Raw genomic sequence first — 14,782 nt, forward strand, 5'->3', positions numbered from 1 at the left:
GCCCATGGCTGCGATTTTTTGCGTCTTACCAAGCCACGCCAAACCCCGCGGTGTAACGGGTCTTGTCCAAATCAGCATCGTCGGTGCCGCTAATGATGTCTCTCTCGGCCTTCAGATTAAGCGATGCCCAATCGGTCACTTTATAGCGCAAGCCCATTTCGGCATCGAGCGCGTAATCCGCTACGCCCGACAACGGCTTGCCCACTTCGCCGTTCGTGAAGAACTCCACCTTCTTACCGATCAGGTAGCGGTTGTAGTCCCACTTCATCGCCAGGGAGTAGAAATTCTCCTTGCTGCCATCGCTGAACTGATAGTCCGTACGGTTGACCAGCGAGCCCAGCGAGAATGCGCCCAGCTCGTTATCCCAGAACTGGTAACCCGGACCGGTACCGACGGTGCGCTGACGAGAGAGGTCTTCAACCTTGTCACGCTTATAGACTGCACGGCCCTGCCAGAACCACTTCTCGGTCAGGAAGCGGTCGAGCGAGTATTCGCCCCGCCAGTTGTCGGTAGTGACCACGTCATCCTGAAATTCGCGGTTGTACTCGCCTTCTGCGGTGTGTCGCCATCTGCCATGACGCGCAGTGGTCTTGAAGTCGATATCGTAATCGTCGGTGTCTTTCTCGGCCCGCTGATAATCCAGCGCTGCATCGACATTACCCTTCCACACCAAATCCTCGACGACAGGCTTGGGCTTGAGGATCTGCTGGATACTTGCCAGCTCCACAGTCTTGGGAGCGTCGCCATTGGCCAGGGTGACCTTGCCGTCTTCTGCCGCATGCAGCGCCTTGGCCTTTTCACCGGTGTAGGCATCCTGCTTGACCAGCAACTGCTGATCGCTTTCCAGGGTTTTGACCTGCTTCCAGTCGATCGGGACGGCACCGGCGTATTCGGTCTGGATCAACAGCTTGCCGCCATCGAAAACGGTGATCTTGCCGCTCAGCTTGTCACCGTTCTTCAACCAGACGGTATCGGCGAGCAAGGGCGTGGAGGCGCTGACGACAGCGAGGCACAGCAGGGTTCTAGACAACATAAGCAAATACAGGCTCAAGTTTGCGAAAAAAAGTCGGCATTATCCATACGAATAAGACCCTAGCAAGGACTGACCCGACTATTTCTATTGAGTTCATTTCTCAATAGCTGATCCAGGATTTACTCTACAGACGGTAAGGCGAACTTTTTTCAGGAACTGCCGACGTGACCGACTCAACCAGTGAAACCGATAGTCCGGCGCATATCCGACGCACGGCGCTGTACCTGACGCTAGCGCAAGTCCCGGAGGGCAAAGTCGTGAGTTACGGTCAGCTCGCCGAGTTGGCAGGACTGGGTCGCGCCGCCCGCTTCGTCGGACGGACACTGAGCCAACTGCCGGGCGACAGCAAATTACCCTGGCACCGCGTACTCGGCGCCGGCGGGCGTATCAGCTTGCCTGCAGGCAGCCCTTCGGGGGATGAACAACGCGCGCGTTTGCGCATGGAGGGCATCAGTATCCTGAACAATCGTGTTGATATTCAGCGCCATGGCTGGCGCCCGGTAGAGCACAGCGGTTAGAGTGCGCGCTTTGTTTCCGTATTTCTTGAGGCAGACTCCAGCCCATGCCCCGTAAAACCTGGCGCGCCGCGCTCGCCGCCTATGCCAGCCCCTCGACGCTTGTACTGTTGCTGCTTGGTTTCGCCGCCGGCCTGCCCTACATGCTGGTGTTTTCGACACTTTCGGTCTGGCTGCGCGAAGCCGGTGTGGCTCGCGAAACCATTGGCTATGCAAGCCTGATCGGCCTGGCCTACGCCTTTAAATGGGTCTGGTCACCGCTGCTCGACCAATGGCGCCTGCCATTTCTCGGCAAGCTCGGTCGCCGACGTTCCTGGCTGGTGCTTTCCCAGGCACTGGTCATTCTCGGCCTGATCGGGATGGGTTTCTGCGACCCGCAAAAGCATTTGTCCTGGCTGATCGCTATTGCTGTGGTTGTCGCCTTCGCTTCGGCGACGCAAGACATCGCGGTCGACGCCTATCGCCTGGAAATCGCTGACGACACCCGCCAGGCCGCCCTCGCCGCCAGTTACATGTCTGGTTATCGGATCGCCGCGCTGCTGGCCACCGCTGGCGCCCTGTTCTTCGCTGAAGGCTTCGGTTCCACCGGTTTCAACTATAAGCATTCGGCATGGGCCGGCACCTACATCCTGTTCGGCGCCTTGATGGTTCCAGCGCTGCTGACCTCCTTTTTCATGCGCGAACCGCCGGTGCCGTTGCGCACGCAGCTTCAGGCCGGGCGCTACAGCTTCGTGCATCAATTGGCATCGGTGTTTGTACTGATCGTGCTGCTGGTTTCCGTGCCAGCCATGTTCACCCAGTTGTACAACACCGATTTCGCCAGCGTGTTGTTCGAAGGCGTGAGCGTGCTCGACCTGCTGCTCGAAGACCGCGCGTTCCTGCGGGCGATCCTCTACACCACCCTCACCGCCATGTGCCTGTCGGCCATTGGCCGCCGTGGCCTGGCGCCGGTGCTGACGCCGATCAACGACTTCATTCTGCGTTACCGCTGGCAAGCCTTCCTGTTGCTCGGGCTGATCGCCACCTATCGGATGTCCGATACGGTCATGGGCGTGATGGCTAACGTGTTCTACATCGACCAGGGCTTCACCAAGGATCAGATTGCCAGCGTCAGCAAGATCTTTGGCCTGATCATGACCCTGGTCGGCGCCGGCATGGGCGGCCTGCTGATCGTGCGCTTCGGCATCTTGCCGATTCTGCTCATCGGCGGTATTACATCCGCCGGCACCAACCTGCTGTTCCTGATGCTCGCCGACATGGGTGCCAACCTGAACATGCTGATCCTCACCATTTCCCTGGATAACTTCAGTTCAGGCCTGGCGACCTCGGCGTTTGTCGCCTACCTGTCGAGCCTGACCAACCTGAAGTTCTCCGCGACCCAGTACGCCCTGCTCAGCTCGATCATGCTCTTGCTGCCACGCCTGATCGGCGGCTACTCGGGGGTCATGGTGGAGAAATTCGGTTATCACAACTTCTTCCTGATCACTGCCCTGCTGGGCGTACCGACGCTGCTGTTAATCGCGTTGCACTGGTTCCAGGAGAGCCGCCGCGAAGGCCCGACGCCAACGCCGGCACCAGAACCGGTTCCGACCCAGGTCGCGGAAGAATCGTAGGTTCTTTAGCAGGAAGCAGCGCAGAGGGCGCGGGGGTTCCCGCCCTGCCGCCACACCCCGCCGACCGCACGCCTGTACGCCAGCAGATCTCGCCCGTACAATGCTCCGTCATTTCTCGTCATCAGTAACCGACAACGGCCAACCATGCGCACCAGTCAATTTTTGCTCGCCACACAGAAAGAAACGCCTTCCGACGCGGTCGTGATCAGCCATCAGCTGATGCTGCGCGCCGGCATGATCCGCAAACTCGCCTCGGGCCTGTACACCTGGCTGCCGATGGGCTTGCGAGTGATGCGCAAGGTCGAAGCCGTCGTTCGTGAAGAAATGAACGCCGCGGGCTCTCTCGAAGTGTTGATGCCGAGCACCCAACCGGCTGAGCTGTGGCAGGAATCCGGTCGCTGGGAAGAATACGGCCCTGAATTGTTGCGCTTCAAGGATCGCCACGGTCGCGACTTCTGCGCCGGCCCGACTCACGAAGAAGTCATCACTGACCTGATGCGCAACGAATTGAGCAGCTACAAACAGCTGCCGATCAACCTGTATCAGATCCAGACCAAATTCCGTGACGAGATCCGTCCACGCTTCGGTTTGATGCGCGGCCGCGAATTCATCATGAAGGACGCCTACTCCTTCCACGCCGACCAGCCATCGCTGCAGATCACCTACGACCGTATGCACCAGGCTTATTGCAACGTGTTCACCCGTCTGGGCCTGAAATTCCGCCCGGTTGAAGCCGACAACGGCTCGATCGGTGGTGCCGGCTCCCACGAGTTCCACGTGCTGGCCGAATCCGGCGAAGACGATATCGTCTTCAGCAACGGTTCCGACTACGCGGCGAACATCGAGAAAGCCGAAGCCGTGCCACGCGAAACTTCCCGCGCCGCACCTGCCGAAGAGCTGCGTCTGGTCGACACGCCGAACGCCAAGACCATTGCGCAACTGGTCGAAGGCTTCAACCTGCCGATTGAAAAGACCATCAAGACCCTCGTGGTACATGCTGAAGAGAAAGGCAAGCTGATTGCCCTGATCATCCGTGGCGACCACGAGCTGAACGAAATCAAGGCCGGCAACCAGCCTGGCGTTGCCAGCCCGCTGGTCATGGCCTCCGAAGCCGAACTGCGCGACGCCATTGGCGCCGGCGCCGGCTCCCTGGGCCCGTTGAATCTGCCGCTGCCAATCATAATCGACCGTTCCGTCGAATTGATGAGCGACTTCGGCATCGGCGCCAACATCGACGACAAACACTACTTCGGCGTGAACTGGGAGCGTGATCTGCCGGTTCCGACCGTTGCCGACCTGCGCAACGTGGTCGCCGGCGACCCGAGCCCGGATGGCAAGGGCACCCTGGAAATCAAGCGCGGCATCGAAGTCGGGCACATCTTCCAGCTGGGCAACAAGTACAGCAAAGCGATGAAGTGCGAAGTACTGGGCGAGAATGGCAAGCCAGTCACCCTGGAAATGGGTTGCTACGGCATCGGCGTTTCCCGCGTGGTGGCTGCGGCCATCGAGCAGAACAACGACGCCAACGGGATCATCTGGAGTGACACGCTGGCCCCGTTCCAGATCGCTCTGGTACCGCTGCGCTACGAAACCGAACAGGTTCGCGAAGCCACCGACAAGCTGTATGCAGAGTTGACTGCCGCCGGCTTCGAAGTACTGCTGGACGACCGCGACAAGAAAACCAGCCCAGGCATCAAGTTCGCGGACATGGAGCTGATCGGCATTCCTCACCGGATCGTGGTCAGTGACCGCGGCCTCGCCGAAGGCAATCTTGAATACAAGAGCCGCACCGAGCCCGAAGCGCAAGCGCTGCCGGTCGCAGACGTGCTGTCCTTCCTTCAGTCCCGTATCCGCCGCTGACACCAGATAGAGAAGTCATGTTCAAGCGAAACACCTTAGGCCTCGGTGGTGCCGCCCTGTGCGGCACCCTGCTGGTCAGCGGCTGTGCCAATCACATGTCACAACGCAGCGAGCACGAGGAACGTGTCGAGCGTAAATTGCTCGATCACAGCCTGCAGATTGATGTCGGCGAGCCGAAGGTGCTTGATCTGCCGCAACGTCGGGTGAAGATCCACGAGCAGAAAACGTTCGAAGTTACCGAATTCGAAGTCACACGCCACTACGACCGCTACACGCCTTACCAACCTTGGCGGGAGGCTTACGAGATCCCGCTGGGTGCGATGGCTGTGGTGGCCGGTGTCGGTGCGAACGTGGTCAACGTGTTCGCCCTCGGCAACCTGCCGGACAGCGTGACCAAGGATTGGCTGAGCTATGGTTTCGCCGGGCTCAACCCGTTCATGAACGCGCAGTCTCATGGTCGAGCCCAGCAGAACCTGGCGGGAATCGACGAGGTCCAGCTCGACAAGCGCACCGAATACTCAAGCCTGCCATGGAGCGAGCGTCCGGTTGAGGTCAAGGCCGGCAAGGAAACGTTCGAGATGAGCACCGACAAAAACGGTGTATTGCGCGTGAACCTGCTGGACAGCCCGTTCGCCGAACATGACATCAATCATCTGAGCCGGCTGCTGATCAGTGTCCAGGATGCTCAGGACGACGTGCACACCAATTCGTCCCTGGCGGTCAGTAGCTCCTTGCGTGGCAAGCTGCTCGAAGCTCACGGGCTGATTTACGACGACCTCGAAGACGACGAAGTGAGCCAGTGGGTACACCGGGTCAAACGCTTGTCGGAACTGGGTCTGGAAGAAGAAGCCACCGAGCTGGAACAAAGCCTGATCGAACTGACGCGCAACGATCCCGAGTTGCAGACCGAATTCCTCAAATCCTTGACCAAGGATGCCGGGCGACTGGTAGCGGATCCGGGACCGAATTAAGGCCTAAAAGCATCGCGAGCAAGCTCGCTCCCACAGTTGACCGAGTTGTTCAGACGAACGCGGTCTAATGTGGGAGCGAGCCGGCTCCGGGCGGCGTTCCGACGAAGAGGCCATCACATTCACCGCAAATCTACCGCTCAAACAACTCCATCTGCTCAAACCCGCCCCGCAAATCCTCCAGCCGTACCCCAATCCCCAGCAACCGCACCGGTTTCCCGCCGCGATTGAACGCCTGGGTCAGCAACAACTGATAACTCCCCAAGTCCCGCCCTGCCCCGGCCTGCTCCAGAGTGGTCTGGGTGAAGTCATGGAATTTCACTTTGACGAACGGCTTGCCCGGTCGATAGCTGCTGTCGATTCGCGCCATGCGGCCGGCCAGGGTTTCCAGTAACTCGGGTAATTTATCGAGGCAGCTCACCAGATCCGGCAAGTCCACGTCGTAGGTGTTTTCGACACTGATTGACTGCCGACGACTGTCGTTGTGCACCAACCGGTCATCGATCCCACGGGCCAGGCTCCAGAGTCGCTCGCCGAAGCTGCCGAATTCGCGCACAAGCGCCAACTTGTCCCATTCGCGCAGATGCGAACAATCGACGATGCCAAGCCTGCCTAATTTGTCCGCGGTCACTTTGCCAACGCCGTGCAACGTGCTCACCGGCAAACCACTGACAAAATCCTCGACCTGATCCGGCGTAATGACGAACAAGCCGTTGGGCTTCTTCCAGTCGCTGGCGATCTTGGCCAGAAACTTGTTCGGCGCAACGCCAGCCGAAACGGTGATGTGCAGTTGATTAGAGACGCGACGGCGAATGTCCTGGGCGATCCGTGTTGCGCTGCCGCCGAAATGTGCACTGTCGGACACGTCGAGGTAGGCCTCATCCAGGGAAAGTGGCTCGATCAAGTCGGTGTAATCGCGAAAGATCGTGTGAATTTCCTTGGAGGCTTCTCTATAGGCCTCCATGCGTGGCTTGACGATGGTCAGGTCCGGGCACAGCTTCAAGGCATGTCCGGAAGACATGGCCGAGCGCACCCCATAAGCCCGCGCCTCGTAATTGCAGGTGGCGATCACTCCACGTCGATCCGCCGAACCACCCACTGCCAGAGGCTTCCCGGCCAGGCGAGGGTCGTCACGCATCTCGATGGCGGCGTAGAAGCAATCACAATCGACGTGGATGATTTTTCGCTGCGTCATATAAAAGCAGTGTTCATGGTGAAGAAATGGCGTACTGGCGAGTCAGATCGGCAGTATCTCACTGACACCTGTATATAGCACCAGTACTCTGAATGTTCTTTTCCACCCGTAGGAAAAGTGCCAGATGAATTTATTTTTTCAATCGAATAGCTTCACCCGATAGAGCTGAAAGCCTTGCCACACCGACCCTACAGCCAATCACCCAGCCCTATTTTCAAGCTAAGCGATTGAACGGGAAGAGGTTTTCTCTGGATTGAAGGTTGACAGCCCGCCGATCCTCTGTAGAATGCCGACACACAGACGCGGGATGGAGCAGTCTGGTAGCTCGTCGGGCTCATAACCCGAAGGTCGTCGGTTCAAATCCGGCTCCCGCAACCAAACATCAAAAAAGGCTACTCGAAAGAGTGGCCTTTTTTGTGCGCGTCGCTTTTGTAAACACGAGATAGAAAAGAGCGGGTAACGGCTGACGGTGCAGGATTGAGAAATCGTTCTGTTTCCGAAACTTAAGTCTCCCCCACCACCGTTCGCCGCTCATTTACGCTTATTTGACCCTATTCAGGATTAACGGTAGACACTCCGGCGTTCGCCTGTAGAATGCCGCCACATAGACGCGGGATGGAGCAGTCTGGTAGCTCGTCGGGCTCATAACCCGAAGGTCGTCGGTTCAAATCCGGCTCCCGCAACCAAACATCAAAAAAGGCTACTCGAAAGAGTGGCCTTTTTTGTGCGCTTCTCTTTTGTAAATATGAGCATAGATACGAGCGGGTTACGCCTGACGGTGCCGAAATGAGAAATCGTTCTGATTCCGAAACTTAAGTCTCCCCCACGACCGTTCGCCGCTCATTTACGCTTATATGACCCTATTCAGGATTAACGGTTGACACTCCGGCGTTCGCCTGTAGAATGCCGCCACACAGACGCGGGATGGAGCAGTCTGGTAGCTCGTCGGGCTCATAACCCGAAGGTCGTCGGTTCAAATCCGGCTCCCGCAACCAAACATCAAAAAAGGCTACTCGAAAGAGTGGCCTTTTTTGTATCTGTTGAAAAAGTCCTTTCGCAACAATGATCTGCCACTGTGTAGCGAGCCGTTCGGGATCCCCAATGCTCTGAGCCCAGACTATGCTGAGCCACAGACAGAACCCTCTACGACTGATGACGTACCATCGCCGATACCCGGTGAGAGGCGTTAATATTTGTGATTATTTTTTTCTACAGGGATTGGTAACTTGGCTGGATACCCCCATCCTGTCGCGCACAATCCAAGAGGTGATTGATGCGCGCCAACTCGTCTGATCCACAAGACACCGTCACAGCGACACAACCGATCAAGGCCGAGCGTCTGCGCTTGCTTGATCGAATCAGCAAATACCGCCAGCCCATCGGCCTGGCAGTCACTTTGCTGTTGTTCGCTATCGCGCTGATTGCCTGTCGCCACCTGCTGAGCGAACTCGATCTGTACGCTCTGCACGACTCGATTCTCGACGTTCCGAAACCGGCATTATTGGGCGCGCTGGGCGCGACCGTGGTCGGCTTCATTATCCTGCTGGGCTACGAATGGTCGGCCAGCCGCTACGCGGGCGTGAACCTGGCGCCGCGAATCCTGGCCCTGGGTGGGTTCACCGCATTCGCCATCGGCAATGCCATCGGCCTTTCGATGCTCTCAGGGGGCTCGGTTCGCTACCGTTTATATGCACGTCATGGTCTGGGCGCTTCTGAAGTCGCTCACATGACGCTGTTCGCCAGCCTCTCGCTCGGCTGCGCCCTGCCCCCACTGGCCGCCCTCGCCACCCTCAGCAACCTGCCTGGCGCCTCTGCCGCCCTGGGTCTGTCCCAGACGTTGCTGGGTGTCATCGCTGTGGCCGTTTTGCTGCTCTTCAGCGTACTGGCCATCGGCATCTACCGTCGCCGCCTGCCAGAACAGCCTTATCCCGACAACTTGCTGGTCAAGGTTGGACGCCGCACCTTGCGCCTCCCGGGCCGACGCCTGACGTTCCTGCAACTGATCATCACTGCCTTGGACGTAGCCGCCGCGGCGACTGTGCTCTATCTGTTGCTGCCTGAAGCACCGCCCTTCGGCGCGTTCCTGCTGGTGTACCTGCTGGCCCTGGCCGCCGGGGTGCTCAGCCACGTTCCCGGCGGCGTCGGAGTATTCGAAGCGATTCTGCTGGCCGCCTTCTCCAACACACTCGGCGCCGCGCCACTCGCTGCCGCGCTGCTGCTCTATCGCCTGATCTACGTCGTGCTCCCATTGCTGGTGGCCTGCGTATTCCTGCTAATCAACGAAGGTCAGCGCCTGTTTCAATCGCGACAGTCCTTAAGGGTTGCGTCCGGCCTCGCCGCGCCGATTCTGGCGGTGCTGGTCTTTCTGTCCGGCGTAGTGCTGCTGTTCTCCGGTGCCACCCCGGAAATCGACACACGCCTGGAACACATCGGTTTTCTGATCCCGCATCGACTGGTCGACGCCTCGCACTTCGGTGCCAGCCTGATCGGCGTGCTTTGCTTGCTGCTGGCTCAAGGGCTGCGCCGCCGACTGTCGGCCGCCTGGATGCTGACCACCATCTTGTTGCTGGTCGCTGCCCTGCTCTCTCTGCTCAAGGGCTTCGACTGGGAAGAAGCCTGCTTGCTGACGCTGACTGCGAGCCTGCTGGGGGTTTTCCGCAGCTCGTTCTATCGCCCCAGCCGTTTGACCGAGGTGCCGTTCTCGCCGCTGTATCTGGTGGCCAGCCTGTGCGTACTGGGTGCGTCGATCTGGCTGCTGCTGTTCGCCTATCAGGACGTCCCGTACAGCCATCAGCTCTGGTGGCAGTTCACCCTCGACGCCGATGCCCCGCGTGGCTTGCGCTCGCTGCTCGGCGCCGCGGTGTTGCTGGTGGTGGTGTCCCTGACCTGGCTGCTGCGCACCGCACGCCCGGTGATCCATCTGCCAACGCCCGATGAACTGGACCGCGCGGTAAAGATCCTCATGGCCTCCGCACAACCGGATGGTGGCCTCGCCCTGACCGGTGACAAGGCGCTGCTGTTTCACCCCAACGACGAGGCGTTCCTGATGTACGCCCGCCGTGGTCGCAGCCTGGTGGCCTTGTATGACCCGATCGGCCCGACCCAGCAACGGGCGGAAATGATTTGGCAGTTCCGCGACCTTTGCGACATCCACCACGCCCGTCCTGTGTTCTATCAAGTGCGCGCCGAGAACCTGCCGTACTACATGGACATCGGCCTGACCGCGATCAAGCTCGGCGAAGAAGCCCGGGTCGATCTGCTTCGCTTTGATCTCGAGGCCAAAGGCAAAGAGATGAAAGACCTGCGCTACACCTGGAACCGCGGCACTCGCGATGGCCTGTCGCTGGAGATCTTTGATCCGGGGCAAGCGCCGATGGATGAGCTCAAGGTGATTTCCGATGCCTGGCTGACCGGCAAGAACGTGCGCGAGAAAGGCTTCTCGCTCGGCCGCTTCAGCGATGACTACCTCAAACATTTCCGCGTCGCGGTGATTCGTTTCGAAGGACGCCCGGTGGCGTTCGCCAACTTGCTCGAGACTTACGGCCATGACCTGGCCAGCCTCGACCTGATGCGCGCGCACCCGGATGCCCCCAAGTTGACCATGGAGTTCATGATGGTCGGCCTGATTCAACATTATAAAAATCATGGATACGCGCGCTTCAGCCTGGGCATGGTGCCGTTGTCGGGGTTGCAACCCCGTCGTGGCGCACCACTGACCCAGCGTCTGGGCTCGATGGTTTTCCGCCGTGGTGAGCAGCTCTACAACTTCCAAGGCTTGCGCCGCTTCAAAGACAAATTCCAGCCTGACTGGGAACCCCGTTATATGGCCGTGCCCGCCGGACTCGATCCGCTGGTTGCCTTGGCCGACACTGCTGCCCTGATTGCGGGCGGCTTGACTGGATTGGTGAAACGCTGATGATTCAACGCTCCTTGCGGTACGTACTGGCCACACTGGTAGTGCTGGCCCTGATTCTCGGTGGCGGTTACTGGTACCTGAAACGCCCGGCGCCCGAACCGACCCTCGAACAGCTGACGCCGGCCGATGGCGCCGCGATGACCCGTGTCATCCCCGGCGACACGCCACGCGCCCAGGTGCTGGTGGCGGTCAATGAAGACCAAAAGCTCAGCAACAAACAGTTGATGACCCTGAGCCGCACCGGTTCGGCGCAGATTGTTCAGGTGATCTTGCCCAAAGACTGCCTGCTGCAAAGTCGCGCCCTGCAATCGGCCCTGAGAGAACTCAAAGGCCCGGCAACCCTGGTCAGCGGCATCGGCCCTGGCGCCGTGCTGGCGTGGCGCTGGTTGTCCGAGCAGAAGGACGACAAGGCTCAAGCCGTCTCGGTGGACCTGGCCCTGGAAAAACCCGGCTGCACCCACCTGCTACCGAAAAGCGCCGCTCACGGGCACTGGCTGGTGGCCTGGAACGACAACCCGGACGACACCAGCGCCGGCTTCGTGCGCGACCAACCCAACGCCGAAACCAGCATCAGCGACTACGACATCAACCTGCCGCAAGTGCTGAACAACGAACTGCGCAAGATCCTCGTTGGCGGCGATAAAGCTGCTGGCGGCTTGCAGATCCCGGTGGTCGAAGTGCCCGCCGGCCAAGCCAAGGACACCGTGACCCTGTTCCTGTCCGGTGATGGCGGCTGGCGCGACCTTGACCGCGACGTAGCGGGCGAGATGGCGAAGATCGGCTACCCGGTCGTCGGCATCGACACCCTGCGCTACTACTGGCAACACAAGAGCCCGGAGCAAAGCGCCCTGGACCTCGCCGAGCTGATGCAGCACTACCGGCAGAAATGGGGCACCAAGCGCTTCATCCTGACCGGTTACTCGTTCGGCGCCGACGTTCTGCCGGCGATCTACAACCGCCTGGAGCCGTCGGAACAGCAACGGGTCGACGCGATCATCCTCCTGGCCTTCGCCCGCACCGGCAGCTTCGAAATCGAAGTCGAAGGCTGGCTCGGCAACGCCGGCAAAGAAGCCGCCACCGGCCCGGAAATGGCCAAGCTGCCGCCGGAGAAAGTGGTGTGCATCTACGGTGAAGAAGAAGTCGACGAGAGCGGCTGCACCGACAAGACCGCGGTGGGCGAAGCGATGAAACTGCCTGGCGGCCATCACTTCGACGAGAACTATCCGAAACTGGCGCAGCGGTTGGTGGACATCATCGAGAAGCGACAAGCCAAGGGTGAGACGGCTCAGGAGTGATCTGAGGAGCTCACATAAAAGCCCCCGTTACCTCACAGTAACGGGGGCTTTTTCATTCCAGCCAACCCCTCAAACCCCTTGTGGGAGCGGGCTTGCTCGCGAAGACGGACTGACAGCCACCATTGATATCGACTGACACGCCGCCTTCGCGGGCAAGCCCGCTCCCACATTGGATCTCCATCGCCTTCAAGTTGTGCGTTCGGACACAAAAAAAACCCCGCTACCACCATGATGGCAACGGGGGCTTTTTGTTGTGGCTTACATCTCTACCTGCGTCCCCAGTTCAATCACCCGGTTCAGCGGCAGATTGAAGAAGCGCAAGTTGCCGTTGGCGTTCTGCAACATGAAGGCGAACAACGCCTCACGCCAGCGGGCCATGCCTTCGAGTTTGGAAGCGATGACCGTCTCGCGGCTGAGGAAGTAGGTGGTGCGCATCGGACTGAAGTCCAGGTCATCGAGATGACACAGCTTCAGCGCTTGCGGCACATCCGGCTCGTCGACGAAGCCAAAGTGCAGGATCACCCGGAAGAAACCTTCGCCGTAGGAGTCGACCTCGAAACGCCGTGATGCCGGCACTCGCGGGATGTCTTCGTACACCACCGTCAGCAGCACCACTTGCTCGTGCAGCACCTGGTTATGCAGCAGGTTGTGCAACAGCGCATGGGGCACGGCGTCCGGGCGCGCGGTCAGAAACACGGCGGTGCCCTGAACGCGATGCGGCGGTTGCACGGCGATGCTGCTGATGAAGATCGGCAGCGGCAAGCCACCCTCGTCGAGACGATCGACCAGCAATTGCTTGCCGCGTTTCCAGGTGGTCATCAGCACAAATAGCACGATACCGGCGATCACCGGGAACGCCCCGCCCTGAATGATTTTCGGCACGTTGGCAGCGAAGTACAGACCGTCTACCAAGAGGAAACCGAGCAACAGCGGAACCGCGAGGACCGGTGGCCATTTCCACAGCAGCAATATCACCGCCGACACCAGGACGGTGGTCATCAGCATCGTGCCTGTCACGGCCACGCCGTAAGCCGAGGCCAGCGCGCCGGAGGACTCGAAGCCCAGCACCAACAGGATTACGCCGACCATCAGCGCCCAGTTCACCGCGCCGATGTAGATCTGGCCTTGTTCGGCGCTGGAAGTGTGCCGAATGTGCATGCGTGGAATGTAACCGAGCTGGATCGCCTGACGGGTCAGGGAGAACGCACCGGAAATCACTGCTTGGGAGGCAATTACCGTGGCCATGGTCGACAATCCTACCAATGGAATCAGCGCCCAGCTTGGTGCCAACAGGTAGAACGGGTTACGAGCGGCTTCCGGGTCACCGAGCAGCAGCGCACCTTGGCCGAAGTAGTTCAGCACCAGTGCCGGCAGCACAAGGATGAACCATGCGCGAGCGATCGGCTTGCGACCGAAGTGGCCCATATCGGCGTACAGCGCTTCGGCACCGGTCAACGCCAGCACCACCGCGCCGAGGATCGTCACGCCCATGCCCGGGTGGTCCATGAAGAAGCGCACGCCCCACATCGGGTTCATCGCGTGCAACACTTCCGGGTGCTGCAGAATGCCATAGACACCCAGCGCCCCCAGCACCACAAACCAGGTGACCATGATCGGCCCGAACAAAATGCCGATCCGCGCGGTACCGTGACTCTGAATCAGGAACAGCGCCACCAGCACGACCAACGACAGCGGCACCACCCAATGGTCGATGCCGTCGAATGCCAGCCCCAGGCCTTCAATCGCCGAGAGCACGGAAATCGCCGGGGTGATCATGCTGTCGCCGTAGAACAGCGCCGCGCCGATCAGCCCACAGACCACCAGGAACCCCCTCAACTTCGGATGCCCGGCCGCCGCCCGCCGAGCCAGGGCGGTCAAGGCCATGATCCCGCCTTCGCCCTGGTTGTCGGCGCGCAGGACGAACATCATGTACTTGATTGACACAACCCAGATCAGCGACCAGAAGATAAGCGCCAGAATCCCCAGCACCCCGTCATGATTGACGGGCACGCCATAGGCACTGGAAAACACTTCTTTGAGGGTGTACAGCGGGCTCGTGCCGATATCGCCATAAACCACCCCGACCGCCGCGACCAGCATGCCGATCGGCTTCGCCGCCGAATGCTCGGCGCCCGCCGCGTGACTACTTGCCTGACCCATCCACCACTCCTACTACTCAGACCCGGACTTCTTATAAGAAGCACTATGCTTTGCCGTGCAGCATGCACCGTTTTACTTCACGTTACAGACGTTTTGTTGACTGTAAAAAATCGGTAAAGCGTAACGGCGCGAAGCATAGCGCAGCACTCGTCGTATTTCCCTGCATAAAGCTGGTCAAGTGCGCCTCTCATCGCTAGAATTGCGCACTTTTTGATCAGAGGCGCAGA

Annotated in this window: 9 protein-coding genes and 3 tRNA genes; 9 read left to right on the plus strand and 3 right to left on the minus strand. The window is 59.6% G+C overall.

The window, feature by feature from the left end:
- Nucleotides 1-25: 25 nt before the first annotated feature.
- The gene (locus ACA059_RS25280; protein WP_497631415.1) at nucleotides 26-1,033 is read right to left on the minus strand and encodes a DUF481 domain-containing protein; all 1,008 of its coding nucleotides are present in this window, start codon (nucleotides 1,031-1,033) and stop codon (nucleotides 26-28) included.
- Nucleotides 1,034-1,197: 164 nt separating this feature from the next.
- Here ACA059_RS25280 and ACA059_RS25285 point away from each other — a divergent pair, with 164 nt between their 5' ends.
- From ACA059_RS25285 to ACA059_RS25300, 4 genes are all read left to right on the plus strand, one after another.
- Nucleotides 1,198-1,551 (plus strand): MGMT family protein, encoded by a 354-nt coding sequence (locus ACA059_RS25285; protein WP_497631416.1) that lies wholly within the window; start codon nucleotides 1,198-1,200, stop codon nucleotides 1,549-1,551.
- Nucleotides 1,552-1,595: 44 nt separating this feature from the next.
- Complete coding sequence (locus ACA059_RS25290) at nucleotides 1,596-3,161, plus strand: AmpG family muropeptide MFS transporter (protein ID WP_497631417.1); 1,566 nt, start codon at nucleotides 1,596-1,598, stop codon at nucleotides 3,159-3,161.
- 144 nt (nucleotides 3,162-3,305) lie between these two features.
- Nucleotides 3,306-5,021 carry a proline--tRNA ligase gene (locus ACA059_RS25295; protein ID WP_497631418.1) on the plus strand — a complete coding sequence of 572 codons (1,716 nt, stop codon included), beginning with the start codon at nucleotides 3,306-3,308 and terminating at the stop codon, nucleotides 5,019-5,021.
- 17 nt (nucleotides 5,022-5,038) lie between these two features.
- Nucleotides 5,039-5,992 carry a hypothetical protein gene (locus ACA059_RS25300; RefSeq protein WP_497631419.1) on the plus strand — a complete coding sequence of 318 codons (954 nt, stop codon included), beginning with the start codon at nucleotides 5,039-5,041 and terminating at the stop codon, nucleotides 5,990-5,992.
- Between the two features lie 130 nt (nucleotides 5,993-6,122).
- Here ACA059_RS25300 and dinB read toward each other — a convergent pair whose 3' ends face one another.
- Nucleotides 6,123-7,184 carry a DNA polymerase IV gene (gene dinB / locus ACA059_RS25305; protein WP_497631420.1) on the minus strand — a complete coding sequence of 354 codons (1,062 nt, stop codon included), beginning with the start codon at nucleotides 7,182-7,184 and terminating at the stop codon, nucleotides 6,123-6,125.
- 301 nt (nucleotides 7,185-7,485) lie between these two features.
- Between dinB and ACA059_RS25310 the strand changes: the two genes are divergently transcribed.
- From ACA059_RS25310 to ACA059_RS25330, 5 genes are all read left to right on the plus strand, one after another.
- A tRNA-Met gene (locus ACA059_RS25310) sits at nucleotides 7,486-7,562 on the plus strand.
- A 231-nt stretch (nucleotides 7,563-7,793) separates the two neighbouring features.
- Nucleotides 7,794-7,870: transfer RNA gene (locus ACA059_RS25315), tRNA-Met, on the plus strand.
- A 232-nt stretch (nucleotides 7,871-8,102) separates the two neighbouring features.
- A tRNA-Met gene (locus ACA059_RS25320) sits at nucleotides 8,103-8,179 on the plus strand.
- A 278-nt stretch (nucleotides 8,180-8,457) separates the two neighbouring features.
- On the plus strand, nucleotides 8,458-11,100 hold the full coding sequence (gene mprF, locus ACA059_RS25325; protein ID WP_497631421.1) for a bifunctional lysylphosphatidylglycerol flippase/synthetase MprF: 2,643 nt from the start codon (nucleotides 8,458-8,460) through the stop codon (nucleotides 11,098-11,100).
- Nucleotides 11,100-12,395 (plus strand): virulence factor family protein, encoded by a 1,296-nt coding sequence (locus ACA059_RS25330; RefSeq protein ID WP_497631422.1) that lies wholly within the window; start codon nucleotides 11,100-11,102, stop codon nucleotides 12,393-12,395. Before mprF ends, ACA059_RS25330 begins: the two co-directional genes overlap by 1 nt.
- 258 nt (nucleotides 12,396-12,653) lie before the next feature.
- Here ACA059_RS25330 and ACA059_RS25335 read toward each other — a convergent pair whose 3' ends face one another.
- Complete coding sequence (locus ACA059_RS25335; protein WP_497631423.1) at nucleotides 12,654-14,555, minus strand: potassium transporter Kup; 1,902 nt, start codon at nucleotides 14,553-14,555, stop codon at nucleotides 12,654-12,656.
- Nucleotides 14,556-14,782 lie beyond the last annotated feature (227 nt).

Source organism: Pseudomonas sp. LBUM1647, from assembly GCF_059716175.1.

Excerpts from the sequence above, each read along its gene's own strand:
- ACA059_RS25335 (WP_497631423.1), bottom strand. The coding sequence starts at position 14,555 with ATGGGTCAGGCAAGTAGTCACGCGGCGGGCGCCGAGCATTCGGCGGCG.
- ACA059_RS25290 (WP_497631417.1), top strand. The coding sequence starts at position 1,596 with ATGCCCCGTAAAACCTGGCGCGCCGCGCTCGCCGCCTATGCCAGCCCC.
- ACA059_RS25280 (WP_497631415.1), bottom strand. The coding sequence starts at position 1,033 with ATGTTGTCTAGAACCCTGCTGTGCCTCGCTGTCGTCAGCGCCTCCACG.
- ACA059_RS25295 (WP_497631418.1), top strand. The coding sequence starts at position 3,306 with ATGCGCACCAGTCAATTTTTGCTCGCCACACAGAAAGAAACGCCTTCC.
- ACA059_RS25330 (WP_497631422.1), top strand. The coding sequence starts at position 11,100 with ATGATTCAACGCTCCTTGCGGTACGTACTGGCCACACTGGTAGTGCTG.
- ACA059_RS25300 (WP_497631419.1), top strand. The coding sequence starts at position 5,039 with ATGTTCAAGCGAAACACCTTAGGCCTCGGTGGTGCCGCCCTGTGCGGC.
- dinB (WP_497631420.1), bottom strand. The coding sequence starts at position 7,184 with ATGACGCAGCGAAAAATCATCCACGTCGATTGTGATTGCTTCTACGCC.
- mprF (WP_497631421.1), top strand. The coding sequence starts at position 8,458 with ATGCGCGCCAACTCGTCTGATCCACAAGACACCGTCACAGCGACACAA.